The sequence below is a fragment of the Pelorhabdus sp. sgz311002 genome, from assembly GCF_056134285.1.
In genome coordinates this window covers 447,205-473,526 of record NZ_JBWBCL010000001.1, presented here as the reverse complement: position 1 = coordinate 473,526, position 26,322 = coordinate 447,205, and the positions used below count along the sequence as shown (strand labels likewise).

25 protein-coding genes are annotated in these 26,322 nt (G+C 42.8%); 1 reads left to right on the top strand and 24 read right to left on the bottom strand.

Features of this window, described 5'->3' with window-relative positions; genetic code table 11:
• Positions 1–6: 6 nt before the first annotated feature.
• The 20 genes from AC0NJP_RS02425 to AC0NJP_RS02330 form a co-directional block, all read right to left on the bottom strand.
• Positions 7–777 carry a cell division protein FtsQ/DivIB gene (locus AC0NJP_RS02425; protein ID WP_474038423.1) on the bottom strand — a complete coding sequence of 257 codons (771 nt, stop codon included), beginning with the start codon at positions 775–777 and terminating at the stop codon, positions 7–9.
• Positions 778–881: 104 nt separating this feature from the next.
• Entirely contained in the window at positions 882–1,814 is a 933-nt protein-coding gene (locus AC0NJP_RS02420) for a D-alanine--D-alanine ligase family protein (protein ID WP_474698653.1), read from the bottom strand.
• 27 nt (positions 1,815–1,841) lie between these two features.
• Positions 1,842–3,095 carry a UDP-N-acetylglucosamine 1-carboxyvinyltransferase gene (gene murA, locus AC0NJP_RS02415; RefSeq protein ID WP_474698652.1) on the bottom strand — a complete coding sequence of 418 codons (1,254 nt, stop codon included), beginning with the start codon at positions 3,093–3,095 and terminating at the stop codon, positions 1,842–1,844.
• 52 nt (positions 3,096–3,147) lie between these two features.
• Positions 3,148–4,521, bottom strand: coding sequence for a UDP-N-acetylmuramate--L-alanine ligase (gene murC, locus AC0NJP_RS02410; RefSeq protein WP_474698651.1), 1,374 nt, complete (start codon positions 4,519–4,521; stop codon positions 3,148–3,150).
• A gap of 50 nt (positions 4,522–4,571) precedes the next feature.
• Entirely contained in the window at positions 4,572–5,714 is a 1,143-nt protein-coding gene (murG, locus tag AC0NJP_RS02405) for an undecaprenyldiphospho-muramoylpentapeptide beta-N-acetylglucosaminyltransferase (RefSeq protein ID WP_474698650.1), read from the bottom strand.
• Positions 5,715–5,729: 15 nt separating this feature from the next.
• Positions 5,730–6,830, bottom strand: a complete 1,101-nt coding sequence (gene spoVE / locus AC0NJP_RS02400; RefSeq protein WP_474038418.1) for a stage V sporulation protein E — start codon at positions 6,828–6,830, stop codon at positions 5,730–5,732.
• Between the two features lie 14 nt (positions 6,831–6,844).
• Positions 6,845–8,200 (bottom strand): UDP-N-acetylmuramoyl-L-alanine--D-glutamate ligase, encoded by a 1,356-nt coding sequence (murD, locus tag AC0NJP_RS02395; RefSeq protein WP_474698649.1) that lies wholly within the window; start codon positions 8,198–8,200, stop codon positions 6,845–6,847.
• 2 nt (positions 8,201–8,202) lie between these two features.
• Positions 8,203–9,186, bottom strand: coding sequence for a phospho-N-acetylmuramoyl-pentapeptide-transferase (mraY, locus tag AC0NJP_RS02390; protein ID WP_474038416.1), 984 nt, complete (start codon positions 9,184–9,186; stop codon positions 8,203–8,205).
• Positions 9,187–9,217: 31 nt separating this feature from the next.
• Complete coding sequence (locus tag AC0NJP_RS02385) at positions 9,218–10,585, bottom strand: UDP-N-acetylmuramoyl-tripeptide--D-alanyl-D-alanine ligase (protein ID WP_474038415.1); 1,368 nt, start codon at positions 10,583–10,585, stop codon at positions 9,218–9,220.
• Entirely contained in the window at positions 10,586–12,076 is a 1,491-nt protein-coding gene (locus AC0NJP_RS02380) for a UDP-N-acetylmuramoyl-L-alanyl-D-glutamate--2,6-diaminopimelate ligase (RefSeq protein WP_474698648.1), read from the bottom strand.
• Positions 12,077–12,152: 76 nt separating this feature from the next.
• Positions 12,153–13,853 (bottom strand): peptidoglycan D,D-transpeptidase FtsI family protein, encoded by a 1,701-nt coding sequence (locus AC0NJP_RS02375; RefSeq protein WP_474698647.1) that lies wholly within the window; start codon positions 13,851–13,853, stop codon positions 12,153–12,155.
• A 29-nt stretch (positions 13,854–13,882) separates the two neighbouring features.
• Positions 13,883–14,332, bottom strand: coding sequence for a septum formation initiator family protein (locus tag AC0NJP_RS02370; RefSeq protein WP_474038412.1), 450 nt, complete (start codon positions 14,330–14,332; stop codon positions 13,883–13,885).
• Positions 14,333–14,362: 30 nt separating this feature from the next.
• A complete protein-coding gene (gene rsmH / locus AC0NJP_RS02365; RefSeq protein ID WP_474698841.1) occupies positions 14,363–15,298 on the bottom strand; it encodes a 16S rRNA (cytosine(1402)-N(4))-methyltransferase RsmH in 936 nt (311 codons plus the stop codon).
• Between the two features lie 13 nt (positions 15,299–15,311).
• Positions 15,312–15,743, bottom strand: a complete 432-nt coding sequence (gene mraZ, locus AC0NJP_RS02360; protein ID WP_474038411.1) for a division/cell wall cluster transcriptional repressor MraZ — start codon at positions 15,741–15,743, stop codon at positions 15,312–15,314.
• 145 nt (positions 15,744–15,888) lie between these two features.
• Positions 15,889–16,701: a polysaccharide deacetylase family protein gene (locus AC0NJP_RS02355; RefSeq protein WP_474038737.1), complete on the bottom strand. Its 813-nt coding sequence runs from the start codon at positions 16,699–16,701 to the stop codon at positions 15,889–15,891.
• An 8-nt stretch (positions 16,702–16,709) separates the two neighbouring features.
• Positions 16,710–17,552: a prolipoprotein diacylglyceryl transferase gene (gene lgt, locus AC0NJP_RS02350; protein WP_474038410.1), complete on the bottom strand. Its 843-nt coding sequence runs from the start codon at positions 17,550–17,552 to the stop codon at positions 16,710–16,712.
• Positions 17,553–17,636: 84 nt separating this feature from the next.
• Positions 17,637–17,867, bottom strand: coding sequence for a FeoA family protein (locus AC0NJP_RS02345; protein ID WP_474698646.1), 231 nt, complete (start codon positions 17,865–17,867; stop codon positions 17,637–17,639).
• Between the two features lie 17 nt (positions 17,868–17,884).
• The gene (feoB, locus tag AC0NJP_RS02340; RefSeq protein WP_474698645.1) at positions 17,885–19,819 is read right to left on the bottom strand and encodes a ferrous iron transport protein B; all 1,935 of its coding nucleotides are present in this window, start codon (positions 19,817–19,819) and stop codon (positions 17,885–17,887) included.
• 125 nt (positions 19,820–19,944) lie between these two features.
• Positions 19,945–20,268, bottom strand: a complete 324-nt coding sequence (gene trxA / locus AC0NJP_RS02335) for a thioredoxin (protein WP_474038407.1) — start codon at positions 20,266–20,268, stop codon at positions 19,945–19,947.
• A 91-nt stretch (positions 20,269–20,359) separates the two neighbouring features.
• Entirely contained in the window at positions 20,360–21,025 is a 666-nt protein-coding gene (locus AC0NJP_RS02330; RefSeq protein ID WP_474038406.1) for a C40 family peptidase, read from the bottom strand.
• 182 nt (positions 21,026–21,207) lie between these two features.
• On the opposite strand from AC0NJP_RS02330, the gene AC0NJP_RS02325 reads away from it, so the two are divergent.
• On the top strand, positions 21,208–21,465 hold the full coding sequence (locus AC0NJP_RS02325) for a TIGR03905 family TSCPD domain-containing protein (protein WP_474038405.1): 258 nt from the start codon (positions 21,208–21,210) through the stop codon (positions 21,463–21,465).
• A gap of 128 nt (positions 21,466–21,593) precedes the next feature.
• Here AC0NJP_RS02325 and AC0NJP_RS02320 read toward each other — a convergent pair whose 3' ends face one another.
• The 4 genes from AC0NJP_RS02320 to AC0NJP_RS02305 all read right to left on the bottom strand — a co-directional run bounded on the left by AC0NJP_RS02320 (position 21,594) and on the right by AC0NJP_RS02305 (position 26,311).
• Positions 21,594–23,537, bottom strand: a complete 1,944-nt coding sequence (locus tag AC0NJP_RS02320; protein ID WP_474698644.1) for an ATP-binding protein — start codon at positions 23,535–23,537, stop codon at positions 21,594–21,596.
• A 179-nt stretch (positions 23,538–23,716) separates the two neighbouring features.
• The gene (gene cobC, locus AC0NJP_RS02315; RefSeq protein WP_474698643.1) at positions 23,717–24,322 is read right to left on the bottom strand and encodes an alpha-ribazole phosphatase; all 606 of its coding nucleotides are present in this window, start codon (positions 24,320–24,322) and stop codon (positions 23,717–23,719) included.
• The gene (gene cobD, locus AC0NJP_RS02310) at positions 24,315–25,415 is read right to left on the bottom strand and encodes a threonine-phosphate decarboxylase CobD (RefSeq protein ID WP_474698642.1); all 1,101 of its coding nucleotides are present in this window, start codon (positions 25,413–25,415) and stop codon (positions 24,315–24,317) included. The genes cobC and cobD overlap by 8 nt, the downstream gene beginning before the upstream one ends.
• Positions 25,412–26,311: a GHMP family kinase ATP-binding protein gene (locus AC0NJP_RS02305; protein ID WP_474038401.1), complete on the bottom strand. Its 900-nt coding sequence runs from the start codon at positions 26,309–26,311 to the stop codon at positions 25,412–25,414. Before AC0NJP_RS02305 ends, cobD begins: the two co-directional genes overlap by 4 nt.
• Positions 26,312–26,322: the final 11 nt, after the last annotated feature.

Below are 26,322 nucleotides of genomic sequence, written 5' to 3'. Positions count from 1 at the left end.
CTCCTCTCACTTTCCTGGGCTTTGAATAAATTTAATATATGGAGTAGCATACCGTAAATCAATAAATTCAGCAAGCCCTGTCTTATCGCCAATTTCACTCAAGATTTGATTCGCAAATTGGGCTTTTTCACTAAGCCGTTCTGGTTGCCCAATCCGAACTTGCACCGAATGAATCGTAAGCGCTTGAAGCTGCTGCGGATCACTAATGTTCACTTCTGACAATAAATTAAGACTTTGATCTGATAACGCACTAAGAAATTCAAGGGATTGTTTCACAGGTTCACTTTGTATTTGATCACCTACATAGAGATTTCCTAGTTTAATCCCGGTAATGATGGGTACATTCATGTTTTTTAGCGTCCGAGAAGCGGCTAGTACCATTCCCTCTTTGTCCACTTCCACAAAACCATAATTTGTCGCTATATAAGCATAAGGCTGACGTTCTGCTACCTCTAATACTAGCGTCGAGGGAAAGCTGCGGCTAATATTAACAGAAGCAATGCGCAAGTCTTTCGTGAGCCGATCCTGTACATTGGCTACGTTTAGGCGAAAAATATTTGATTTTTCCGGAATTCCCGCAACGGATAAGATTTCATCACTTGTCATATATTTATTACCTGTTACCTTGACTTCGCCAATCATAAAATAAGCCGAATTCACAAATAAATAAGCAGCGATTAAAAATAAAATGAGCATAAGTACTGCTATAACCCGGCGTACCACCATCGATCGCCGCGCTGCTCTTACATCTTTGAGCCGTTCTGATGTACTACTCACCAAGCCGCCCTCCTTTCGCCTTAGCTTCTTTTTGTATTATACCGCAGCAGGCTGAGAATATAAAATAAAAAAAGCAGCCACAAGGGCCGCTTTCCCTGTTTCTTTTATTCAACCGCCATATACAGTAATTTCTCACATAGATCGGCAAAGGATAAACCCGCTGAAGCGGCCGCTTTAGGCACTAAGCTTGTTGACGTCATACCAGGAATTGTATTCACTTCTAAAATATAAGGATTTCCCGCTTTATCCATCATGAAATCAACGCGAGCTACACCACGACAGCCAAGTAACGAAAAGGTTTGTTCCGCCAGTCTTTGAACTTTTTTCGTTGTAGCCTCATCGATGCGGGCTGGTACGATATATTCCGTAGCGCCTTTAGTATATTTCGAATGATAATCATAGCAGCCTGAATGAGGCACAATTTCGATAATTGGCAAAGCTTCAGCCGTAGTATTGCCGATAACACCAACCGTTAATTCCATGCCATCAATAAATTTTTCTACGACAATATGGCGACAATAACTAAAAGCTTCTTCCACCGCTTTCGGTAATTCATCGGCCTGCTGTAAAATATATACACCAATACTGGAACCTTGCTCTGCTGCTTTTACAACAAGGGGAAAAGCAAATTGAGCCTTGATATCGCTGCAAATAGCTTCTAACGAAGACGCGGTCTTATCATAAATCATCGAGGGCGCGATGGGCAAACCTGCCGCTTCAAATAAGCGCTTTGATATACTTTTATCCATAGCCACAGCACTCGCTAAAACGCCAGAACCTGTATAAGGAAGTCCAATCATATCAAGCGCACCCTGCAACGCGCCATCTTCGCCGAATTTGCCATGAATGGCATTAAAGACAATGTCGATTTTTTCCGCTTGTAACTGATGAATAATCTGTTTTGGATCAAGATCAATGCCAACAGCCTGATACCCTTTTTCTTGCAGCGCTGACAAAATAGCGCCGCCGGTATTTAAAGAAACTTCCCTTTCGGCTGATGGTCCACCCATAACAACTGCAATTTTTTTTGTTTTCATGATTGCCTCTCCTTTTTCTGAAACAGCTTAATCAGACTCTTTACGCACAATAGCCGCACCTAATTGCTGCAGCTTTTCTTCCAATCGTTCATACCCGCGATCAATATGATACACTTGGTGAATCTCAGACGTTCCGACAGCAGCAAGAGCTGCCAGCACCAGAGCACTGCCTGCTCTAAGATCTGGCGCTGCTACACTGGCGCCACACAAATAGGGAACACCGCGAATAATCGCGGTCCGCCCTTCTACTTGAATTTTGGCTCCCATACGAATTAATTCGTCGACATGCTTAAAACGATTTTCAAAAATTGTTTCAGAAACCACGCTGGTTCCTTTAGCCACAGTCAGTACCGACAACATCGGCGCCTGTAAATCCGTAGGAAAGCCAGGGTAAGGCAGCGTTTTTACATCGATCCCGCTAAGCATTCCTGCCTGCAAGCGAATCGAGTCGGAATAATAGGAAATTCGAGCGCCTAGTTCGCGCAGTTTATCAATCACAGAAAATAAATAGGAATGATGAATATTTGTTACTTCTACATCGCCTTGCGTAACGGCTCCCGCTAACAGCAACGTGCCTGCTTCAATGCGATCAGGCATAATCCGATGCTCAGCCCCATGCAGCTTGGTCACACCGTCAATGGCAATGCTATCAGTGCCAGCGCCACTCACCTTGGCGCCCATAGAATTTAAAAATCGTTCTAGGTCGACAATTTCCGGCTCGCGCGCTGCATTATGCAAAATCGTTGTTCCTTTAGCCAACACAGCAGCCATCATGGCATTTTCGGTAGCGCCTACGCTGGGAAAGTCAAAGGTAATCTCATTGCCCTTAAGCTGGTCGGCCTTCGCATCAATAAAACCACAGGATTCTTCAATCTGCGCGCCCAAATGCTCTAACGCCTTTAAATGCAAATTGATTGGGCGCGGACCAATGGCACAGCCCCCTGGATAAGACAAGCGAACTCGGCGAAACCGTGCTAAGAGCGGTCCCATCAAAAAGACCGACGCTCGCATCTCACGCATGAGCAACTCCGGAATTTCCGTTTTACTGACCGAATAGGTGTCAATGAGCATCTTGTCGCCATCGCGAACGATCTTAGCGCCAAGTAGTTCCATAATTTTTTGCATCATCGCAATATCACGCAAATTAGGAACCTGATAAAGTACGGATTTTCCTTCACACAAGAGAGCGGCTGCCATAATCGGCAATGTTGCATTTTTAGCGCCGCTTACAGCAATCCTACCGCTTAATTGTACTTCTCCTGTGACGATAAATTTCTCCATCGTCTCCCCTCCCGGAAAAAGTACAACCACCCTTTTTAACTCTAACCGGTATTTAAGGAACTAATTTTTCTACAAGTTCTTCACCGGCTTTATAAATATTGCCTGCTCCCATAGTCATGACAAGATCGCCTGGTTCTACAATCTCAGCTAAATAACGAGCTACTTTTTGCCAATCAGCAATATAGACAACAGAGCGCTTTGTCTGCTGTTCCACTTGTGCTTTGATTGTTTCGCCGCTTATACCAGGAATTGGTTCTTCGCCAGCAGCGTATATATCCGTTAAAATTAATACGTCGGCAGGTCCAAATGCAGCGCCAAATTGCTCCTGCAACAGCTGCGTCCGTGAATAGCGATGGGGCTGGAACACACAAATAAGCCGTTTAGGCTCTGTTTGCCGCGCGGCTAAGAGTGTCGTTGTAATTTCCGTCGGATGATGGGCATAGTCATCGACAATCCAAATCCCGCCAGTTCTCGCTTTGGTCTGAAAACGCCGTTTCGCACCGCGAAATTCTGCAAGTCCTGCAGCAATCTGCTCGAAAGTAAGACCTAGCTTCAGCCCTACGGCAACAGCTGCCAGCGAATTATAAACATTATGACGGCCTGGTACATTCAGAGTAATGGTTCCCAAATAAGCCTCTTGTTCATAAACATCATAATGAGTTGTCGCACCTTGCGTGCGAATATTTTTTGCCATCATATCGGCCTTCTGTTCAATCCCATAGCTAATAATGGGACGCTCAATTCCAGCTGCCAGCGCCCGAATATGAGCATTATCAAAACATAATACTGCCAGGCCTTCTTCTTTCGGAAGACGCAGCATGAATTGACGGAAAGCTTCTAAGATATTCTCCATGGTACCGTAATAATCCATATGGTCATTTTCAATATTCGTCACTACAGCAATTTTAGGGGACAATTTCAAAAAAGAACCATCGCTTTCATCCGCTTCAGCTACTAACGAAGCGCCCTGCCCCAGCTTGGCATTGCCGCCTATGTATTCCAACTCGCCGCCGATCAAAATAGTGGGGTCTAGGCCCGCTTTTTCAACCATGAGGCCAATCATCGATGTAGTCGTTGTTTTGCCATGGGCGCCAGCAACAGCAATCCCATAACGAGATTTCATCAAAAATGCTACAATTTCAGAACGATGGAAAATCGGAATTTTCCGTTCAGAAGCTGCCACAACTTCCGGGTTTGTTTGTGCAATTGCTGTAGATACAACAATCGCGTCTACCGAGGCAACATGTTCTTCTTTATGATCGGTATGGACAATAGCTCCTAGCTTAACTAATTTTTCAGTAGTCGACGATTGACTTATATCAGAGCCGGAAACCGTATAGCCAAGCTGCAGCAAAACTGTAGCAATAGCGCTCATCCCCGAACCGCCAATTCCTACAAAGTGTATTTTCTTTAACGATGTGAGCAAAATTTTATCCCCTTTCCTACGCGCTGTCAGATACCTTATAATATGCTCTTTTACTTAGAGCCGTTCCGACCTCTACCCGTTAGCTGCAAAGCCTCATCGGCAATGACATAGGCTGCCTGCGGCCGTCCTAACTCTTTGCTTTTTTGCGCCATAAGAGCAAGTTTGTTTGGTTCAGCAAACAACGCGTCTACTGCCTTAAGCAGTTTTTCTCCCGATAACTCCTTATCGCGAATCACCACAGCAGCGCCACGTTTTTCTAAAATTCGTGCGTTAAACTCTTGATGATTTTCAGCGGCATAAGGATAGGGAACTAAAATAGCCGGAATTCCCTTCGCTGTAAGTTCTGCAAGACCAATAGCGCCAGCACGAAAAATCGCTAAATCAGCACAAGCAAGAGCTTCCGGCATATTGTGCAAATAGGGCACGACCTTAATATTTCCAGTTCCTTCCGTGCCTATGCCTTTTTCTGCTAAAATTCCAGCTATGTTATTATACTCGCTCTGACCTGTTACGTGCAAGATTTGCTTGTCCTTATCGTGCTGCAGCGCTTCATGTAACGCAAGAACAGCAAGATTAATCGTACGGGCGCCGCGACTGCCGCCAGAAACTAAAATCGTTTTCTTCTGTGGATCAAGGCCTAAAGAGCGATAGGCGGCCTCACGGTCAGCCGTCAGGACATTCGGACGAATGGGATTTCCTGTAACAAAAACCTTTGAAGAATGATTAAATGATGCCGCCGCTTCCTCATAACCTACAGCAACGCGATCAACAAATCGCGATAAAATCTTATTCGTAACACCGCCGACGACATTTTGCTCCTGAATCAATGTGGGCTTTTGGAGCAGTGCCCCAGCCAGCAAGACCGGTCCGCAAACATAACCGCCCGTACCGATAATCATATCGGCGCCAAACCGACGAATCAGCTTCGCAGCAGCCACAACACTATACATCGCTTTAGCAGCCACCGTCAGGTTATGCAGCGACAACCGCCGTTCAAAACCTGCTACTTCAATTGTCGCAAGTTCATAGCCCTCCTGAGGAATAATATTAGATTCTAACCCTCGTTTTGTGCCGATAAATAAAATCTCGCAAGACTCACCGCGCTCTGCCAGCCGTTCCTCAAGAGCTTTGGCAATCGTAACAGCCGGATAAATATGACCGCCTGTCCCACCGCCTGATAAGATAATACGCATAATATAACCTCCAGCTCACAAGCTGACATATCTTGATATATTTAGTAAAACTCCAACGCCAGCCAACGTGAAAATCAACGCTGACCCGCCAAAACTAATAAACGGAAGTGGAATCCCAGTGACAGGCATGGATGCTGTAACAACCGCCATATTCATTAGCGCCTGTAAGACAATCATCGTCGTAAGGCCGGCAGCAAGCAGACTCCCATACAAATCTGGTGCGGCCATAGCAATACGAAAGCCACGCCAGGCAAACAAAAAGAACAAGACGAGTACAGTAACCGTACCGATAAATCCCAACTCTTCGCCTAAAATGGCAAAAATAAAGTCAGTATGAGGCTCAGGCAAATATAAAAATTTTTCCCGACTGCGCCCAAGGCCTACGCCAAATAAACCGCCTGAACCGATTGCATACAAGGATTGAATAATATGATATCCCGTATTTAATGGATCAGCCCAGGGATCGCTAAAAGCTAAAAGGCGTTTTAAGCGATAAGGCTCAAGCAATATAGCTGTAATAATTCCAGCTACCCCAGTAATTCCTAGTGAAACAAGATGGGACAGCTTTGCCCCAGCGGCAAACAGTAGAATAAAAACCGTTCCGCCAATGGAAAGAGCTGTGCCAAGATCCGGTTCTTTTAGAATTAACCCAAAAACAAGCAGTAAAATCAGTAATTGCCCTAAAAGGCCGTGGCGAAAACTACTTATTTTATCTTGCACCTTTGTTAAACTATGAGCGCAAAAGAAAACCATACTGAGTTTTGCTATTTCTGAAGGTTGTAGATAGACAGAACCAAAACCGAGCCAGCGTCGTGCGCCATTGACGACGCGGCCCAACCCAGGAACAAGCACCAAAACCAGCAGCAAAATGGTCGCAACCAGCAAAGGCACCGCTAATTTCCGCCAATTATGATACTCTATGTTCATGGTAAAACCAAGCGTCACAAGTCCCAAAAAAGCCCAGATAATCTGTCGCTTTAAGAAATAATAACTGTCATGAAAATTGGCATAGGCCGAAATGGCGCTAGAACTATAAACCATAACAATTCCCATAGCGAGTAAAGCGATAACAGAAAAAAACAAAATCCCGTCAGGCGATTTGTGTCGAGTGACCAAAGAGACCGTCCTCCTTATTGTTTGGAGCGTACAAGCTCCTTAAAGACCCTGCCTCTTTCTTCATAGCTTTTAAACATATCATAGCTAGCACAGGCAGGTGATAATAATACAATATGCGGCGGACGAGCAATTTTATGCGCTAAATCTACAGCTTCTGCAAAAGAACCAGCTTCATGAATGGAGGAAATACCCTGTGCCACAGCAGCCGCTTTAAAGCGATCCTTGGCTTCTCCGAGCAGAATCAAATGCTCTACCTTTTCTTTAATTAAGGTCATAAATTCTGTAAGATCTGTATTTTTATCACGACCGCCTGCCAGTAAAATAATATGGCCGTCAAAAGCTTCTAGCGCTTTTATAGACGATTCTGGATTTGTTGCTTTCGAATCATTGTAGTAAGGAACGCCTTGAATTGTCACTACAGGCTCAATGCGATGCTCTACCCCTTCGAAGCTTTCTAGTACATCCACAATATCGCCAATCGAAACACCCGCCAAATAAGAAACAGCAGCCGCAGCTAAAACATTTTCTACATTATGGGCGCCGGGAATTTTCAAGACCGACAGCGAGCAAAACTGCAGTTCTTGCCCCTGCCAGGAAATATGCATCTGATTATTTTTTACATAAATTCCCTGTGATAAAATTTCTTTGCGACTAAAAAAGCAAACTTGCCCTTTCGCTTTGTCAGCCATATTGCGCACAATCGGATCATCATAATTTAAGACCAAGAAATCTTTGTCGCTTTGATTGGCAAAGAGTTTTTCTTTCATGGCAATATAATTATCCATCGTTTTATGACGATCGATATGATCTGGCGTAACATTTAAAATGGCCGCTATATGGGGCTTAAAATCTTTAGCCGCTTCCATCTGAAAGCTTGAGATTTCAGCTACAACAAGTCCTTCTTTACTAATTCCTTCAACTTCAGCCGACAGGGCCTGACCGATGTTTCCCCCTACAACCACTTCTTGCTTATGTTTTTTTAGCATTTCGCCAATGAGAGTCGTTGTCGTTGTTTTACCATTCGTACCTGTAATCGCCAGAATCGGCGCCGGACAAAGCTGGTAGGCAATTTCCACTTCGCTTAACACAGGAATCTGCCGCTTTTGTGCTGCCGCTACAAAAGGAATATAGATAGATACGCCTGGTGAAATAACGACAAAGTCTACATCATCTAACAGCGCTTCCTCTTGATTGCCAATGGCAAGTTTGATGCCTAACTCTTGTAAAAAAGTAGGATCTTTCTTTAATTTTTCCAAAGGGCTGCTATCGCTTAAGGTTACATGAGCGCCCTGATGATGTAAAACTTGCGCTACAGAGATACCACTGATTCCTGAACCGAGCACAATTACTTTCTTATCCTTAAAATCCATTGTTATTTACCTCCTTGACTTAAAAGCAATATAGTTAAGGCAATTACACTAAAAATAAGCCCTGCCGTCCAAAAAACGGTTACTACTTTCTGCTCAGACCAGCCAGACAACTCAAAATGATGGTGAATCGGGCTCATCTTAAACACACGACGACCCGTAGTTTTAAAAGAAGCGACTTGAATCATCACGGAAAGTGTTTCAATTACGTATACACCGCCCACTAGAACAAGCAAGAACTCGGTTTTTGTCATGACAGCCATAGCCGCCAAAGCTCCGCCTAAAGCCAGAGACCCCGTATCGCCCATAAACACTTTTGCCGGATGCGCATTATACTTTAAAAAGCCGAGACAAGCGCCAGCTACGGCCAAAGCAAACGCGGCCAGGGATATTTCGAAAAAATAATAGCAGATAAAAGCGTAAGCAGCCGCTGCTATTACTGTCGTTCCGGCAGCTAGCCCATCAAGCCCATCCGTTAAATTTACGGCATTGGTCGTTCCTACCAGCACTAAAAAAATAAGTACGTAATAAAACGGTCCAAAGTCGAGATCGGTTCCTAAGAAAGGAATCCAAATATCGGTGCCGCGACCAAAAAACGCCGTAGCTACATAGCAGAGGGCAAAAGCCATAATAATTTGACCCAATAATTTTTGTCTGGCTTTAAGACCTAAATTGCGTTTGAGAACCACTTTAATAAAATCATCTAAAAATCCTAATAGACCATGACCAAGCGTCAAAAATAAGGCAAGCCATACTTTGCTGTCTGTCGGAAAAAATATGAGCATCGGCAAAGTCAGTGCGACAAGAATAATAATACCGCCCATGGTTGGCGTACCCGCTTTAGCCATATGGCTCTTGGGGCCTTCCTCTCTGATGCTTTGTCCAAATTTCAACCGTCTCAGCAGGGGTAAAAATAAGGGACCTAATACAAGTGCTGTCACTAAGGCAATAATACCTGATCCATACATAGAATAACCTGTTTCTACCATAAATATTGACCCTCCATAACATCAAAGCAGCTTAGTTTTGAGAAGATGTGTCTCGCAATGATGCAATGATTTGTTCCATTTTCATACCACGCGATCCCTTAACTAAAATAAGGTCTTCTGGCGTAAGCTTAGATCGTAACACAGCCACCACTTCGCCATGATCTTTGCAAGTATAAACAGCGGTGAGACCGGCTTCTTTTGCCCCACTAGCAATTTCTGCACCTAATGCACCGAGTGTCACAAGCAAATCAACAGTCTTAGCCGCTACAGCCCCTACCTGGCGATGTAGCATCACCGATTGTTCGCCAAGCTCTAGCATATCAGCAAGAACAGCGACTCTACGCCCAGAATGAATCGTTTTCAGCGTCTCTAAGGCGCTTTTCATCGAAGCAGGGCTCGCATTATAGGCATCATTAATCACTTGATAAGGGCCAGCAGCTTCCATGGCAAGACGCATACCGCTTGGTGAAAAATGCAGCATTCCCTGAATGATCGCATCACTTGTTAAACCAAGTTTTTGCGCTGCCGTAATTGCTGCTAAAGCGTTTAATACATTATGCTCACCCAAAGCTGGTACAACAACTGCAAAAGTCTCAGCAGCAGTCATACAGTCAAAGGTGATTTTATCGCGAGACATAACCACATTTTGGGCACGAACTGACGCGGTTTCAGCAAGACCAAACGTTGCGACAGGAGCTTTCGCAACGGAGTCCATTGCGGCAACATAAGGGTTATCGTTATTTAATACAACAAAACCATCGGCAGCAATTGCCTCGACGAGTTCCGCTTTTGCCGCCGCAATATTGTCTAAAGACCCTAAAAGTTCAATATGGGTTTCTCCGACTGTCGTTACAATAGCCGCAGTTGGCGCTGCAATCGCCGCCAGTTCAGCAATTTGTCCCCGGCCGCGCATTCCCATTTCAACTACAGCCACTTGCGTTTCACTCGTCAAAGCTAAGAGCGTCAGTGGCAAACCAATCTCATTGTTATAATTTCCTGGCGTTTTTACAACATTCCATTTTTCGGCTAAAATTGCCGCAAGCATATCTTTCGTCGTTGTTTTGCCATTAGAGCCAGTAATGGCAATAACCGGAATAGCAAAGCGCCGCCGATGAAAAGCAGCTAGATCCTGCAGTGCCTTAAGCGTATTAGCGCATAAAATCGTTGTTACCGTACTAGCTACAGGCCGATCCACAATCACCGCTGCAGCTCCTTTGGCAATGACATCAGCAATAAACGCATGACCGTCAAAGTTTTCCCCTTTTAGAGCGACAAACAGACTGCCGGGAACGACTTTTCTGCTATCAGTATACACGCCAGTAAACTCGGTCAAATTTACTTGACCGAGTTTTGTGCCGCCTGTAGCGCGACAAACCTCTTCTAGCGTAAAATTAGCCAATTAGTTCAACTCCTTTAAAATTTCACGCACCACTTGGCGATCGTCAAAATCAATTGTTTTGTCTTTTAAAATCTGATACGTTTCGTGGCCTTTACCTGCAATCATGACTATATCATGCTCACAGGCCAAGCGCAAGGCGGCGCCAATGGCTTCCCGTCGATCGGGAATCATATGGTACTCTTTCTCCGGCGTTAAAACAGCTTCAATGCCAACAGCAATTTCTTGTAGTATCGCCAAAGGATCTTCACTACGAGGATTGTCGGAAGTGGCAATTACCACATCAGAATACTCTGTCGCCAATCGTCCCATAATCGGCCGTTTGGTGCGGTCACGATCGCCGCCGCAGCCAAAAACCGTAATAATGCGTCCTTCAGAAATTTGTTGTGCTGTCTTTAGAATATTCTCCAGACCGTCTGGCGTGTGAGCATAATCGACGATCACCGAAAAATTCTGTCCGGCATCAACAAGCTCAAACCGACCAGGAACCGTTGTGAATTTTTCTAGGGCGCTTTGAATGACTGCCGGTTTAACATTCTCGCCAAGACCCGCGCCAATGGCTGCTAACGTATTGTAAACATTGAAAAGGCCCGTAATCCGCAGACGCAGCGCAATAGAACCAAAGTCGCCTTTGGCGCTAAATTGCATTTGCCGCGCTTTCACAGCGATATCAACAGCTTGCAAGTTTCCTTTGCCCTGCGCTGAATAGGTAAAAACCTTGCTGTTTTTTACTTTTGCCAGCATGGCTGCGCCAGCTTCATCGTCGCCATTAATCACAGCCCATTTATTATCTTTCGTCGCATTTTCGCCAAGTCCCTTAAATAAAAGAGCTTTCGCTTCACGGTAATTTTCTAAGGTTTTATGATAGTCAAGATGATCTTGTGTCAAATTCGTAAAAATAGCGCCGTCAAACTCGCAACCAGCTACTCGCTGCATAGCCAAAGCATGGGAAGAAACTTCCATCACGACATAATCCATCGATGCCTCAACCATTTCACAAAGCAACTGTTGTAAGTCGATTACATCAGGCGTTGTATTTTTTACTGGCAAGGTTCTATCGCCAATTAAGGTTTGAATGGTTCCGATCACGCCAACCTGATAGCCAGCCTCTAATAAAATCTGTCTGATTAAGTAGGTTGTTGTTGTTTTCCCATTCGTCCCCGTTACGCCAATCATCCGTAATTTGCGAGCAGGGTAATCGTAAAAATAAGGCGCTGCCGTTTGCATCGCTTCACGCGTGCTGACCGTCTTAATAACCGTAAGCTCCTGAGGAACTGCTACGTCTTCTTCCACCAGGACCGCAACAGCGCCAGCCTCTTTGGCTTTCGCAATAAAGTCATGACCATTGACATGAGCTCCCTTGAGACAAATAAACAAACAGCCTGGCGTTACTTTTCGCGAATCATAGGCTAGTGATTGAATGATAAGATCTGTTTCTCCCTGAACAACCGTCCCGGAAATATGTTGTAAAAGTTCTTGTAATGTTTTTGCCATACAAAGGGCCTCCCTTAATGTAAATCCGCTACTAAGATTCACTTTTCTTACTCTATCCTGTTTTCCATATTTTTACTCATTGTTTGTCAGGCATTTTAGGAATTTGTAAATAAGGCAGTATATCTTTCATCATCGCCGCAAAAGCAGGTGCAGCAATTTGCCCGCCATAATAAAGTCCCATGGGCTCATCAATTAAAATAAGCAAAACAATTTGAGGCTTTTGAACAGGAGCGAAACCAATAAATGAAGCAACATACTTTCCAGCCATATAGCCGCCTGCTCCTACCTTTTGGGCTGTTCCTGTTTTACCGCCGACAGAATATCCGGCAAGAAAAGCATTTCTACCTGTACCCAATTCAACAACTTTTTCCAGAACTCCTCTAACTTCTGCACTTGTTTCAAAATTAATCACTTGACCTAAAGATTCCGGCTGAATTTCTCTGACTAATCGCCCATCTTTCGAAACAACTTTTTCAACAATTTGCGGTCGTAGACGATTGCCGTCATTAACGATGGCGCCAACAGCGCTCGCGAGCTGCAAGGGGGTTACAGCAATACTCTGCCCCATCGCTAACGTAGCAATGTTAATAGGTTTTACGTCTTTTTTATCAATAACAATTCCTTTGGCTTCCCCCGGCAACGCGATTTCGGTTAAATGACCAAAACCACTTTTTTCTAGGTATTGATAGAAAGAATCGCGTCCCAGGCGAAGGCCTACATTGACAAAGCCCACATTACAAGAATTTTGCACTACTTCCGCGAAAGATTCGCTGCCATGGCCGCCCTCTTTCCAACAATGGATCTGTCGCCCCTGCACATCAATCGCGCCAGGGTCGTAAAAGCGGTCTTGTAAAGTGACAACCTTTTCGTTTAAGGCCGCTGCAGCTGTTACAATTTTAAAAGTAGAGCCTGGTTCATAGGCATTAGATAATGCTAAATTACGCCAAAACTTGGGAGCGTAGTCGCCAAAATGGTTAGGATTATAGGTCGGACGGTTTGCCATGGCCAATACTTTGCCTGTCGCTGGTTCTAGCGCTACAACAGTAGCCGCAGCGGCCTGCGTATCCGTCATAATTTGATCAAGTTCCCGTTCAACAATTTTTTGCACAACAAGATCAATTGTTAGATAAATATTATTGCCTGGCTCTGGCGGAATAAAACGATGATTCGCATAAGGAATTTCCCGTCCTCTGGCATCATATTCTACCAAAATACGACCAGGCGTTCCTTTTAGTTCGCTGTCAAAGGTCATTTCCACACCATCAAGCCCTTGGCTATCAATTCCAGTAAATCCCAAAACATGAGCAGCGATTTCATCATTCGGATAGTAACGCTGCCCCTCTTGCGTAATTCCGACGCCAACTAAGGCAGATTCTTGAATTTTCCTGGCTAAAGCTGGTTCTACTTTTCGCTTAACCCAAACAAAAGCCTGTCGTTTGGCTAAATTTCGAGACAAGTCATCAGCCTGTAAATTCAAAATAGCAGCCAATTTGGCTGCTGTATCTTGCACATCTTTAATTTCGGCCGGAATTGCATAAACAGATTCAATGCTTTTACTTACGGCAAGTTCTCTGCCTTTTCGGTCAAAAATAAGACCCCGTTTGGCTTCCACGGGGATGTTGCGGATTCTTTGATCCGTAGCATTTTCGCTAAGCCAACTGCTGCGAAATAGTTGCAGATAGCCAAGCCTTAAACAAAGGCCTGTCAAGAGAAAGGTAACCAATAAGAAGAGAATAATAACCCGCCGACGAATCATGCCATGGGAAGCTGCTGCCACAGACTGATCCCTCCGTGCTGTTCAATTGGCTACCGTCGAGTAGTGTTCTGGGCGATCTCTGCCTTTACAAAACCTAGTAAGGAATGATCTGTTTTTTCTTTCCCCGTTTCTGTTGTAGTAGCAGCGCCAGCGGCGGCATAATAAACAGAAGCTGGTTGAACCAGACCAAGCTGGCTTGTAGCAATCCGTTCAATGCGACTAGGCGCCCGTAATTTAGCAATTGCCAGATGCATTTCTTCATTTTCTTTTTCTAAACGAACGACTTGTTTCTTCATTTCGACAAGATCATAGCCGCTGCGAACTATCCATTCACTCTGAATCGTGATAGCCACAGCCATAAAAATTAGGAGAAATACGATCCCCAGACATCTCTTGCGTAGCGGCGCATCAAGCTGAGGCTTGGGAAGCTTATTGTTCTGCTCTGTTGTCAAATGTTGCTCGTGATGTTCCCACTCTTGCTTTTTGCTCACTAACATCATACGGTTCCCCCTTATAAAATAGAACTGTTTTTAACCAATCTTCTCAGCAATGCGCAATTTCGCGCTGCGTGACCGGGGATTTTCTTCCAGCTCCTGAGAGGAAGGTACACGCGGTTTCCCGAGAATTTTCACGTTAGGCCGATGGCCGCAAACACAAACAGGAAATTTCGGCGGACAAATACAGCCTTTCGCCTGTTCTTGCAATACCTGTTTCGTAATGCGATCTTCCAGCGAATGAAACGTAATAACGCAAAGCCGACCACCTTGCTTTAACCGATCAATTGCCGCCAGAAAAGTATTTTTTAAAATCACCAGTTCGCGATTTACCTCAATTCGTATCGCCTGGAAAGTACGTTTAGCTGGATGAGGTCCATCCTGTCTAGCTCCAGCGGGAATGGCTTTTTTTATAACTGTTACAAGTTGTCCCGTTGTTTCAATCGGAGCAAGGGCTCTTTCTGCTAAAATAAACTGCACAATCCGTTTTCCCCAGCGCTCCTCGCCATATTCGAAGATAATACGGGTAAGTTCCGCTTCACTGTAGCGATTTACTACATCATAGGCGGAAAAGGGATTATTCGGGTCCATGCGCATATCCAGCGGCGCATCCTGCATATAAGAAAAGCCTCGCTCAGCCGTATCGAGCTGATGCGAAGAAACACCAAGGTCGAATAAGACGCCATCAACTTTATCAATACCGACTCGATCAAGACAATCCTTAAAATGTTCAAAATTGCTATGAATGAGTTCAATTCGGCATTTCGCTTTAGCTAACCGTTCCCTGCCTGCCGTAATGGCAGCAGGATCTTGATCAAAACCAATGTAACAACCTTCAGGCAACAATTTTTCCACAATGGCAGCCCCATGACCGGCACCGCCTAAAGTACAATCCACATAAATTCCAGCGGGATTTGTTATCAATCCATCAACGCTCGCATCAAGCAAAACGCTTTTATGTTCAAACTCCATCATTATCACTCCGTTAAATTCCAAGATCCGCCAAATGTTCCGCGATTTGAGCTACAGTAGGGGCCGTAAGAGCATTATACTCATCCCAGCTTGTCTTATCCCAAATTTCTACTCGATTGGATACTCCAATCACAACCGTGTTTTTCTCTAATTTGGCATACTCTCTAAGATTCGTCGGCAACAAAATTCGTCCCTGCTTATCTACTTCTACTTCGACTGCGCCAGCGAAAAAAAAGCGTACAAAAGCTCGTGCTTCTGGTTTGGCAAGAGGTAATTGACGAAGTTTTTCTTCTAATATAGCCCATTCAGTTAGAGTATAAACAAAAAGGCAATTTTCTAACCCTTTTGTGGCAATGAAAACAGGCCCCAGCGGTTCACGAAATTTTGCGGGTAATATCATTCGGCCTTTAGCGTCTATTGTATGGTTATATTCTCCCATAAACACAGCGACTCGCCACCATTACTCATTTCTTATCAACCACTTTCAACCACTTTCAACCACTTCAATAAAGTAATTTCGTGCAAAATAAAAAAAAACCTTCAAGTCGCCTTGAAAGTTTTTACAAAAATCACAATTCAGGAAAAAAGGCCTAGTTTCGAATGATTCCTAATCGTTTTAAAATAGGGGCGCCATTGACTCGCATATAAAAAGACCGGAAAGTATGTTGACTACGAAAAATTGGAATTCGCTCTAAAGAGCAAATATTACTGTCGCAATCGACCTCACCATACCTTACCGTAAAAGCGCCTTTATATCCAGCTTGATGAACAAGCTTGCGAACCGTATCATTGTAGGCGCCAGTCGGATAAGCCAAATAACGAGGCATTTGGCCGGTTTCGGCATAAATTTTATCACGCGACTGCGTCAATTCAGCCATGACCCCCTCTGGCGGCAAATCGGTCAGTGGTACATGATTCACTGTATGAGAACCAATTATAAAACCATCTTGCTGCATCTGCCGAATCTGATCCCAATTCATAAAGCGAGGATCCTTGCCAATAAAATCAGTAATTACAAAAAAAGTGGCTGTAAAACCATATTTTTTTAGTATCGGATAGGCATTTTCATAATTATCAAGATATCCATCATCAAAAGTAATTAAAACCGGATTTTCCGGTAGAGCTTCGCCTTTTTTCAAAGCCCGATAAAGCTGCTTTGGAGTAATGGAATGAAAACCATGCTGCGCCAAATAGGCAATTTGTTCCTCAAAGTCCTGTGGCGCCACTGATAAAGCAATTGGCATGTCATCCACTTTATGATAGTTTAGCACAGGAACTTCCGCTGCTGATTCTACTTCTGGTATCTGCGCTACCACAGCATTTGTACCACTAAAGGTCATTGCAATAAATAATAACATACACACAAAAACCATGCCTAATATTGTCATCCGCCGTTTTGACATCAAGACCTTCACTCCACCTTTATCGTTGTCTTAGTAGTATTCTGTCCAGCGTTTTTACCAACCCTTGCAGCCAAACTAGATCTTTTTAAGAATGTAGCAGTAAAAAGAAGAAGAGCAAGCACCATAAAACACACACTGCCCACTTGTGCAATGTTATACCCATAAAGTACTTCACTATCAAGCCGCATGCCTTCCATAACAAATCGACCAGCTGATTCACTAAACAGATAAAAACAAAAGAGCCGCCCAGTTCCCCATAGTTTTTGTTGTCTATCCAATATTTGGATAAGCAAGAGCACTAAGAGCAGCGCGAATGAAAGTAACGATTGGTAAGCAAAAATCGGATGAAAAAAATCAAAAGCCTCATAGCCAACTGGACGCATAGCGTAGTCGACGTAAATTCCCCAGGAGAGCTGTGTGGGATAACCAATTGCCTCCTGGTTCATGATATTAGCCCATTGTCCAATCGCTTCACCTAAAGCCATGACCATAGCAAAAAAATCAGCGAATTGGCCAAAGGCGAGTTTCTGTGATCTTATATATATAAGACCAAAGCAAAAAACTGCCAGTAAAGCGCCATGGGCGGCAAAACCGCCACGGTTAAGCAAAAAAATTTCTTGTAAGTGATTCGAATAATAAGGCCAATTAATGAGTACATAATAGGCACGTCCGCCTAAAATACCACAAGGCAGCGAAAAAATTAAAAGTTCCGCAATCGGTCCTAGCGGCAACTTTTGTCGTTTACCTTGCCATAAAGCAAATAGAGCACTCGCAATAATAGCCAGTACAACAACTGAACCATATGGCTGAATCCCTATGGCTCCTAGTGAAAGAACTGCAGAATTGATCATAAGTTTTTTGCCCCCAGAATTAAGAAACGAAATCCAGTATGTTCTTATTTTACCGCCAAAAAGAGAAAAACTCCAGGAAAAAAATCAGTTCTTGCGGCAAACTTCTCCCCATAATAAAGCGGCTAATCTTTGTTCCACAGCAATTTCCGTATAAGCAGTTTTAAGAACAAACATGGGCTTTATCTGCAATACCTCAATCAAAGAGCCTTCCCGCAAACCCAATAAAAAGAACTCCCTAAATACTGACTCTGGACCATCAATGCGACAAAGCCTCATTTTCTCTCCTATCTTACATTCCAAGAGAGATTTGACCATCAAACCCCCTCCTTAGTCTAAGCGAAAAACAGCTTCACTAATAAACCAGACCCTAACGCAATCAAAAAAATAAAACCTGCCATACTGCACGAAAGAACAAGGCCTTGTTCACGAATGGCAAGAGCAAACTGCGCCAAGCAGGGCAAAAAAACGGTAAAAGTTACGGCAGCAGTCAATAGCTGCACTTCATTTAAATGGTTTGTTACATATAAATCATAAATGCCAGCTGCACCGTAATCACGGCGAACAAAGCCTAGCAAGAAAATCGGCCCCATTTGCGGTGGCAACCCCAACAGAGTAACAATGGGAGCCATGGACGTTGTAAGTATTGACATTTTACCGCTAAGTTCCAACAGGCTTAGCAAGATACTAACCGCTAAAAACAACGGCAGCATTTCACTAAAATAGCCTTTGATCCGTTCGCTTGTTTTACATATAATATTTTTCAGGTGAGGCAGCCTTAAGGGAGCTAATTCTAGCAAAAAGGGAACTTTTCTGCCGGGAAGACACAGATTTAGCAAGCTCCCAATGCCAACAAACAGAATGATCATATAAAAAAACCAGTACAAAAATAATTCTCTATGAAGTGAAAGCAAAGCAATAATCAGTCCCAGCTGGGCTGAACAAGGAATCGCCAGCATAAGCAAAAAAGCGGCAATTCGACGTTCCCGTTTCGTTGTAAGAATTCTAGTTGATAAGACGGCGAGAGTCCCGCAGCCAAATCCCACAAAAAAAGGAATTGCAAAACGCCCATTCAGACCGGCAAGAGAAAAAAAACGATTTGTTAACAGAGCCAGTCGCGATAAATATCCCGTATCTTCTAAAAAAGCAAAAAAGAAAAAAAAAGTAGCCATAATCGGCAAAACAATCGCCACGGCATAACGTAGACCTAATGACAAAACACCAAAATCGCCCACTAGCAAGGTTTGCAAGGAACCATTTACGCCCCAATCAGTCAAAAGCATCATAGCGTAAGGCAGTAACGTGTCTTGAAAAAAATAACGATCTAACGTATCGACAAGCCACCCAGCGCCAAAGCGACCAACAAATTCATATAATCCGCCAAAAAGTATGATAAAAGCAAAAAAAAGTCCGGTTTTTTCTTCGCGAGTTACTTTCGCTAAAAAGGGCGCAAGACTTCGCCGTAAAACTCCTGTTCCATAAGTTATTGTGTCTTTCGTTACAGCAGCCACTTGCTCGCCTCTTTCTTTAAGAAAAAGAACAGAAGGCGGTTTGTTGCAAGAATGCGTAAGTTCTTCTCTTGTACGCTGCACTTCCTGCAACAAGGTTTGCCGCTTCGGCAGACTTTTATAAACATACAAAGCAGTTATATCCTGCTGTAGTAGTAAATAGGCGATTAAACGACGCGCCGGCAAAAAATTTTCTGGCAACCATTGGGTGATTTGATCTAAGGCTTGTTCCAATATAGGTGAGAATGGAACCGGCTCAGCAACTTGTTTTTTGTAAGCACGCAAAGCCTGTTTTAGCTGTTTCATGTCTTTTGACTGGAAGGCTGACCCTGAAATCACAGGAATTTTCAGCCGTTGACTGAGCGCTGCGACATTTATAGAAATACCTAGAGCTTTCGCTTCGTCCATCATATTAATTACAAGCAAAACAGAAAAACCGCCATCAATCAGTTCATAGGTCTGTGGTAGCATACGAATAAGATTCTTTCCATCTAATACTTGAATCACCAGCGAATCAGCGAAAGAAAATAAAGTTTCCCGTGCGACGCGTTCTTCTTCAGTGCGCGCATATAAAGAATACATTCCTGGCGTATCAATAACCTCATAAATTTGGTCGCCTAAAGAAAGCCATGCATGAGAAATTTCTACAGTTGTTCCCGGATAATTGGATACAAAAGCGTAAGCGCCAGTGAGACGATAAAAGATCAAGCTTTTGCCTACATTCGGCGGACCAACAAGCAAAATACGACGACACTTCTGCATAGAAACCCTCCTGATAGTGTCACAAGTCTTTTTTACCTTTTTATTCACAGCCCGCTCTATCTATACCGAAAAAAAGAGTCTATAGCCATAACTTCGGCCATAGACTCTTTTTTCGTTACTACTGCTTACAGCAAGGGTTTTAATTTCCCAATCAGATTTTCTTTTGGCATATAACCCATAATTTTTTCACCAGCATCGCCTTGTTTAAAGACGATCATCGTTGGCAGACTTTTTACGGCATACCGTTCAGCTAATTCACGCTGCTCGTCAACATTGACCTTAACTATTTTACATTCCTGGCTCATTTCCACCGCTACATCATCAAGTACGGGAGATAGACGCGAACAATAGCCGCACCAAGGCGCCCAAAAATCTACTACGACAGGTTTCTGTTCTTCTAAAACTTCACTTTGAAAGTTATCAATTGTTCCCTGAATTACTGTTGCCATTATAACATCCTCCTCGAGTCTATCGCTTAATTTTTATTATAAAACCGTGTATATTAATATGTACGGTCTGACGTTCTTTCATGCGACAGACCTATATAACACGCCTAGCTCCCAAATAACGAGTTTTCCAATAGGGTTCATCAAGATGGCTAATCATAACACCTTTGCTAGTCGAAGCATGAATAAAGCGTCCTTCTCCCATATAAATTCCTTCATGGGAAGCCCCTTTTTCATAGGTCGAAAAAAATACAAGATCCCCTTTTTGCAAAGAGTTTCGCGAAATCATTTTTCCTACTAGAAACTGCTGATCAGCCATTCGCGGCAATTGTCGTCCTTGCTGTTTAAAGACATATTGCGTAAATCCCGAGCAATCAAAGCCTTTAGGGCTTGTCCCGCCAAACACGTAGGGAGTACCAATATAACGCTGTGCTGTTTCCACAATTCCCTTCGTCTGATAGGAAAATGAGCGACTATTTCGTTCTCGCCCTGTAATTTCTCGGTATGTCTCTTGATCAACAATGCCATCATCTGGTAAATGTTGACGGCGTTGAAACTCTTTGACGGCCAACTTAAATTTGTAACTAAAGAAACCATCAATCGCCCCGCTATAATACCCTCGTTCTTTCAGCTTTGTTTGCAAAAGTGAAATCTCCGCGCCTTTATCACCTTGCATAAAATACAAACCAGAAGCAAAAGCTGTCGAAGCATAGGCGATTATCATCATACTACATAGCACCGCTCTTACCAAAAACGCCACAAATACCCCTCCGCACAAATCAATTCTTATTAGATTTCATTTCGCACTTTTCCCGATTTATCCTGCTGCCAATAAAACACTTTTTCCTATAAAATAATTTCTATCAGTTAGAAGGAAAAGTAATATAAATCTCGAATATAATTAAAGTTAAAATATTTTATGGTTACCAAGGGGGTTTTCCTATGAACACATTTTCACCAACAGGTGTTTGTACAAAACAAATTACGTTTGACGTTCAAGATGATCGCATAAAAAATGTTATCTTTCATGGCGGCTGCGACGGTAATTTACAAGGAATTGCCAAACTAGTTGAAGGGCTTCCTGCCCACGAAGTCATTGCTCGACTTAAGGGGATTCGCTGTGGCAGCAAAACAACGTCTTGCCCTGACCAGCTAGCAGCTGCGTTAGAAGAAGCTGCCGCTATGGCAAAAACAAACTAACGAGCAATCGTCAAATAGCTTTACAAGGTGTCCACAGTTTTTCAATTGAATAACAGTACAGAAAAGTGGTATAAATTTAGCTTTCAATTTGCTATTTATACCACTTTTCTTATTATTTGAGGCTTATTTTATTTTGCCACAATCCCCGAAGATTTCTCTAGTGGAAAAGAAATGGTAAATACAGTTCCCTTCGAACAAGTATCAACTGATACAACGGCGCGATGACGTTCGATAATTTGAAAACAGACAGCCAAACCAAGTCCTGTACCTTTTTCTTTGGTTGTAAAAAAGGGTGTACCTAATTTATGCAAATGGTTTTGATCAATTCCCTTCCCTTGATCGGCCACAATTAGCTGAACTCGTTGGTTAAAAATAGTTGTTTTTACCGTTACAGTCTGACCTTTATCCATAGCATCAAGCGCATTGCCAACAAGATTGAGTAACAATTGACGTATTTCTTTGCCATTTACATAAATCGGTGGTATCTCGCCAAGCAATACTTGTAGATCTTTTCCTAAACTTAAGGATTGAGCATAAATAAGTGGCTCGACAGCGCGAATAATGTCATTTAAGTCTTGTTTAGCCATATCAACTGGCTTATTTCGCGCAACAACTAAAAATTCACTAATTAACGAATTGGCTCGATCTAATTCTAAAATCATCAATTCGTAAAAGCCTTTATATTTTTGACAATCGGGCTTACGCATCAGCATTTGCAAAAATCCTCTCACGGTTGTCATCGGATTTCGCACTTCATGACTAATGCCTGCCGCCATTTGTCCGACAATGCTTAAACTATCTAAGCGACATAATTCTTGCTCCATTCGTTTTTGTTCAGTAATATCAACGATCTGTATCAAGAGAATCTCTTTGCCATCTACTCGAACAAAGTCCACTTCAAGCAGGCCTTGTCTCACTTCGCCTTGCTTTGTAAAAAAGTTAATTTCCCGTTGATTGATTCTATGTTTTTCCACTAAACTCGTCTTTAAAAGACTTAATGACTCGGCAGAGCAAAGTCCAATTTCTCCAATCTTTCTGCCCACCATATCGCGTTTTTCAAAACGAGTAGTTCGTAAAAAACTATGATTCAATAGCAAAATATGTCCTGCCACATCGCTAAGCATCATTAAACAAGGATTATTATGAAATGCTTTATAAAAGCTTTTCTCGGCAAATTTTCTCTGCTGTTTTAAAGGAAAAACTTGTTTGCCGCTTTTAGTTTTTTCTATACAAATCGCGCTTTGATCGGTCCCAGAGTCTTTCTTGTCACACGATTTCTGCAAAAATAGTTTATCATACAAAGCGTTTCCCCAAGTTTTCGTTAGGAGCAAAGCTCGCTGTCGATTCTTTACCGTGTTAAAAAAATCTGCTTGATTTGATGCAAAAATCAATGCGCCACAAACAAGCCCCGCTTTCTGAAAGGGAACTAAAAATAAAGAATCAATATGATAAGATTCTAGCAACTCAGCTGTCGTTCTTACTTCGCTAAAGTCTCTTCTTGTAAAAAGACAAGGAGCAGCCCCTTGCAAAGCCGTTACTAAAAATTCGTTTGGTGCAATAACATGTTCCTTTTCTTTTCCATCGATCTTAAAAGTACCTGTTTGCACAGTTAAAGAACGAAAGGAAAAAGTGCATAAAAAAATGGAGGTACAGCCCAGCCAATTTTGCAAGTATTCCAAGGCTGGCGTCAATCCACCTTCACTTAGAACTTTTTTTGTTAAAAAAGGCTGTAGTTCCCACCGCGAAACTTCCACAAGCGATTCTTCGACTCTGGTTTCCGGCTGTATTGATAACAAATAATTAGATTGAACTTTTTGCAAAGTACAACAATTTGTCAATTGCTCCATATAAAAAGACAAGGGCAGTCTTGCTTTGGCCTTATTACAAAGAAAATTCCATTTGGCTTCAGACATTGAAAAGACTGTCATAACAGATTTATCTAATAAGGTTACGCGATCGCGATGTAACAACTGCTCAGCTGCCTGATTGACCTCTATAATTTTTCCCGTTAACGTCAGCAGAATACAACCATTTTGAATACCATTCCAAAATGGCGCCTCACTAAGCTGCATGCAAAGTCACATCCTCGCTGGCAAAATCAATCCTAAAAATATTCAAATGCTACTTTACTAATTTATACAAAAGAATACCTTTTTCCTGCTATTTTCTCAAAATACGAAAAAGCCAGACTAAGGCCCAAAAAAGAAAAGAAAAACAAAAATATTTTTGCTTTTCTTCCCACACAATCGAATCATTTTAAATGAAATACACTATTGACTAACGCTACAATTGTTCGACTATCATAATATTCAACAGCGTTTAGTGCCGTATTATCCTGGCGAATTGACCATAAATCATTTAATGGCATATGTAAGGCAGCGCAAAGTATCGTCCGAATTGTTCCGCCATGGGAAGCAATTAAAATCGTCTGATTTTGATGCTTTTGTAAAATTCGAGAAACAGCACGCATTGCCCTTTCCTGCACTGTGCGGAAAGATTCCCCGCCGGGAATTTGAATATCGTCAGGCTGTGTATAAAGTTGATCTAGTGTTGTCGCCCATTTATCCTGGATCTGGTCGTATTTTAAACCTTCCCATTCGCCAAAATGAATTTCACGAAAATCCGGTTCAGGAATGACTTCTAAACCCTGACGCTTGCCAATCATCCGGCCTGTCTCTAAGGCTCGCGTTAAATCGCTAGCATAAATACAATCAATCTTTTCCTTCTCTAAAAAGGTAGCAACCGCTTCCGCCTGCTGAAGCCCCACTTCATCAAGCGGAATATCCGTATGTCCTTGATAGCGCATTGCTAAATTCCAAGCAGTCTGCCCATGGCGAACATAAAAAATTTTAGTCATGCAGTTCTCCCTTCACGGCTTTTTCCAAAAAGTAAAGTAGACGGTCATTTTGCTTTGCAAGCTTTACGGCTAAGCGCAAATAATAAGCATTTAAGCCTTCATAATTACTACAATCACGTATTAAAATTCCTTCTTTTTTTAGTCGCTGCGCAATAACCGATGCCGTAAGCTGCACTGCCTCCGTATTGACTAGAATGTAGTTCACTGATGGGGGCAAGGGCTTTAGCCCGTTTATTCGGCACAGACCTTGATGAAATCTGACTTTCTCCTGCTCTATATAGCTCCTGCTCTTTTCACCAAAAACATGGTCTGATAAAGCAGCAACTCCCGCAATCTGCGCTAAAGAATTGACATTCCAAGGATCTTTCGCCTCATGTAACTTTGCCGTAAGAGCAGCGGAAGCTGCCATAAAGCCAAGGCGCAATCCAGGAATCGCATAAAATTTTGTGAGAGAGTGACTAATTAAGAGATTTTCAAATTCTTGTAGAAAAGGCTTACAAGAAACAACGGGATCGCTGATAAAATCAAGAAATGACTCATCAACAACAACGAGACACTTTTGCTTTTGGGCTTGCTCGATGAGCGGTCTTAGCATCTGCCTAGTTACTAACTGTCCTGTGGGATTATTGGGATTGCAAAAAAAGAAAAGATCGGGCTTTTCGCTAATGAATTGTTCCATTAATGTTTCAAAAGAAACTTGAAAATCATTAGATTGTTCTAAATAATGATTAATAATTTCAGCCCCGGACGCACGAGCAGAACGTTCATATTCACTAAAAGTCGGAGCTAAAATTAAAACCTTTTTAGGTCGATACACATGGCACAAAAGATAAAAAAGTTCCACTGCGCCATTACCTGGCGTAATTTGCTGAAACGGAATATCATAAGCAACGCTGATCGCCTGCTTTAAATCATAGGCTTGTGTATCAGGATAGTGGAGTACTGAATCGATTGCACCGGAAAGAGCGTTACGCACCGAATCAGCTAATCCCAAAGGATTAATATTAGCGCTATAATCAAGCCACTCGCTCGGATTTATGTCGATATTTTTACGGTTTTCGGCGTAAATATTACCACCATGTTCATTTTTCATAGGCATCCCTCCCGCATAACCTGCACACCGCCGCCAATTAACCGCACCGTCTTAAGATGTGACACGAAAGGACAAGTCCCTTGAATCTCTTCAAGACAAGCTTTAACCTTATCATCTTGACCGACTGAAAACATCAATCCTAAGACCGTTCCGCTATGAGCAGCATTAATACCGTATGCTCCATAACGGCTGCTCAAACGCAATAAGGACTCCAACGGTGGTTTATATAAAATGGCCTGATTTGCCAAAGCACTTAAGGTAGCTCCTTGACCAATCAAGGACAAATCACCACGCTGTAATCCTGCTATAACCAGTTCCGTAGCTTCGCGCACTTCTTTTTCTTTACTTTTATTCAGTACAACAAGGTCTGTACGCTGATGAAAAGAAAGTGTATCAACTTGACCACCCACATCTAAAATAGCTATTATCATATCAGGCGGGTGCCCCAAATTGCGACGAATTTTCCCCTGCACATGATCAAATAACATGATTCCTGAATAAAAAGTACCATCCGTCGGCTCAATAGCCAAGCATATATCAGCAATCTCATCAGGTGTAAGCTCTCTCCCCTGCGCTACGGCTACAGCCTGACAAACAGCGCTTAAGTCAGCGCTGCTGGACGCCATCCCTTTGCCCACAGGCAAAGCAGATTCATAGGAAAAAGAAAATTGTCTTACAAACTCGTCTTTACTTAAACCGGTTTCTAAATAATCAAGGGTAACCGAAAGCGCCTGCTGTGATTTTTCAGCCAAAGTACTTGAAACAACCCTTTTATCTGAAACTGTTAATGCTGTATATAAATCAATCGGGCAAGTAATTAAAAAAGGTTGTCCATCAACAACCCCTTGCACAAGTTCCCCACAAGAACCAGGACTTTTTACGGTAAAATTCATCATTTCTCTCCCAC

Bases quoted from the DNA above. Each gene is read 5' to 3' on its own strand.
- AC0NJP_RS02420 (WP_474698653.1), bottom strand. From the start codon at position 1,814: ATGAAAACAAAAAAAATTGCAGTTGTTATGGGTGGACCATCAGCCGAA.
- murA (WP_474698652.1), bottom strand. From the start codon at position 3,095: ATGGAGAAATTTATCGTCACAGGAGAAGTACAATTAAGCGGTAGGATT.
- murG (WP_474698650.1), bottom strand. From the start codon at position 5,714: ATGCGTATTATCTTATCAGGCGGTGGGACAGGCGGTCATATTTATCCG.
- murD (WP_474698649.1), bottom strand. From the start codon at position 8,200: ATGGATTTTAAGGATAAGAAAGTAATTGTGCTCGGTTCAGGAATCAGT.
- mraY (WP_474038416.1), bottom strand. From the start codon at position 9,186: ATGGTAGAAACAGGTTATTCTATGTATGGATCAGGTATTATTGCCTTA.
- AC0NJP_RS02380 (WP_474698648.1), bottom strand. From the start codon at position 12,076: ATGGCAAAAACATTACAAGAACTTTTACAACATATTTCCGGGACGGTT.
- AC0NJP_RS02370 (WP_474038412.1), bottom strand. From the start codon at position 14,332: ATGATGTTAGTGAGCAAAAAGCAAGAGTGGGAACATCACGAGCAACAT.
- rsmH (WP_474698841.1), bottom strand. From the start codon at position 15,298: ATGGAGTTTGAACATAAAAGCGTTTTGCTTGATGCGAGCGTTGATGGA.
- AC0NJP_RS02355 (WP_474038737.1), bottom strand. From the start codon at position 16,701: ATGTCAAAACGGCGGATGACAATATTAGGCATGGTTTTTGTGTGTATG.
- lgt (WP_474038410.1), bottom strand. From the start codon at position 17,552: ATGATCAATTCTGCAGTTCTTTCACTAGGAGCCATAGGGATTCAGCCA.
- AC0NJP_RS02345 (WP_474698646.1), bottom strand. From the start codon at position 17,867: ATGGTCAAATCTCTCTTGGAATGTAAGATAGGAGAGAAAATGAGGCTT.
- feoB (WP_474698645.1), bottom strand. From the start codon at position 19,819: ATGCAGAAGTGTCGTCGTATTTTGCTTGTTGGTCCGCCGAATGTAGGC.
- trxA (WP_474038407.1), bottom strand. From the start codon at position 20,268: ATGGCAACAGTAATTCAGGGAACAATTGATAACTTTCAAAGTGAAGTT.
- AC0NJP_RS02325 (WP_474038405.1), top strand. From the start codon at position 21,208: ATGAACACATTTTCACCAACAGGTGTTTGTACAAAACAAATTACGTTT.
- AC0NJP_RS02320 (WP_474698644.1), bottom strand. From the start codon at position 23,537: ATGCAGCTTAGTGAGGCGCCATTTTGGAATGGTATTCAAAATGGTTGT.
- cobC (WP_474698643.1), bottom strand. From the start codon at position 24,322: ATGACTAAAATTTTTTATGTTCGCCATGGGCAGACTGCTTGGAATTTA.
- cobD (WP_474698642.1), bottom strand. From the start codon at position 25,415: ATGAAAAATGAACATGGTGGTAATATTTACGCCGAAAACCGTAAAAAT.
- AC0NJP_RS02305 (WP_474038401.1), bottom strand. From the start codon at position 26,311: ATGATGAATTTTACCGTAAAAAGTCCTGGTTCTTGTGGGGAACTTGTG.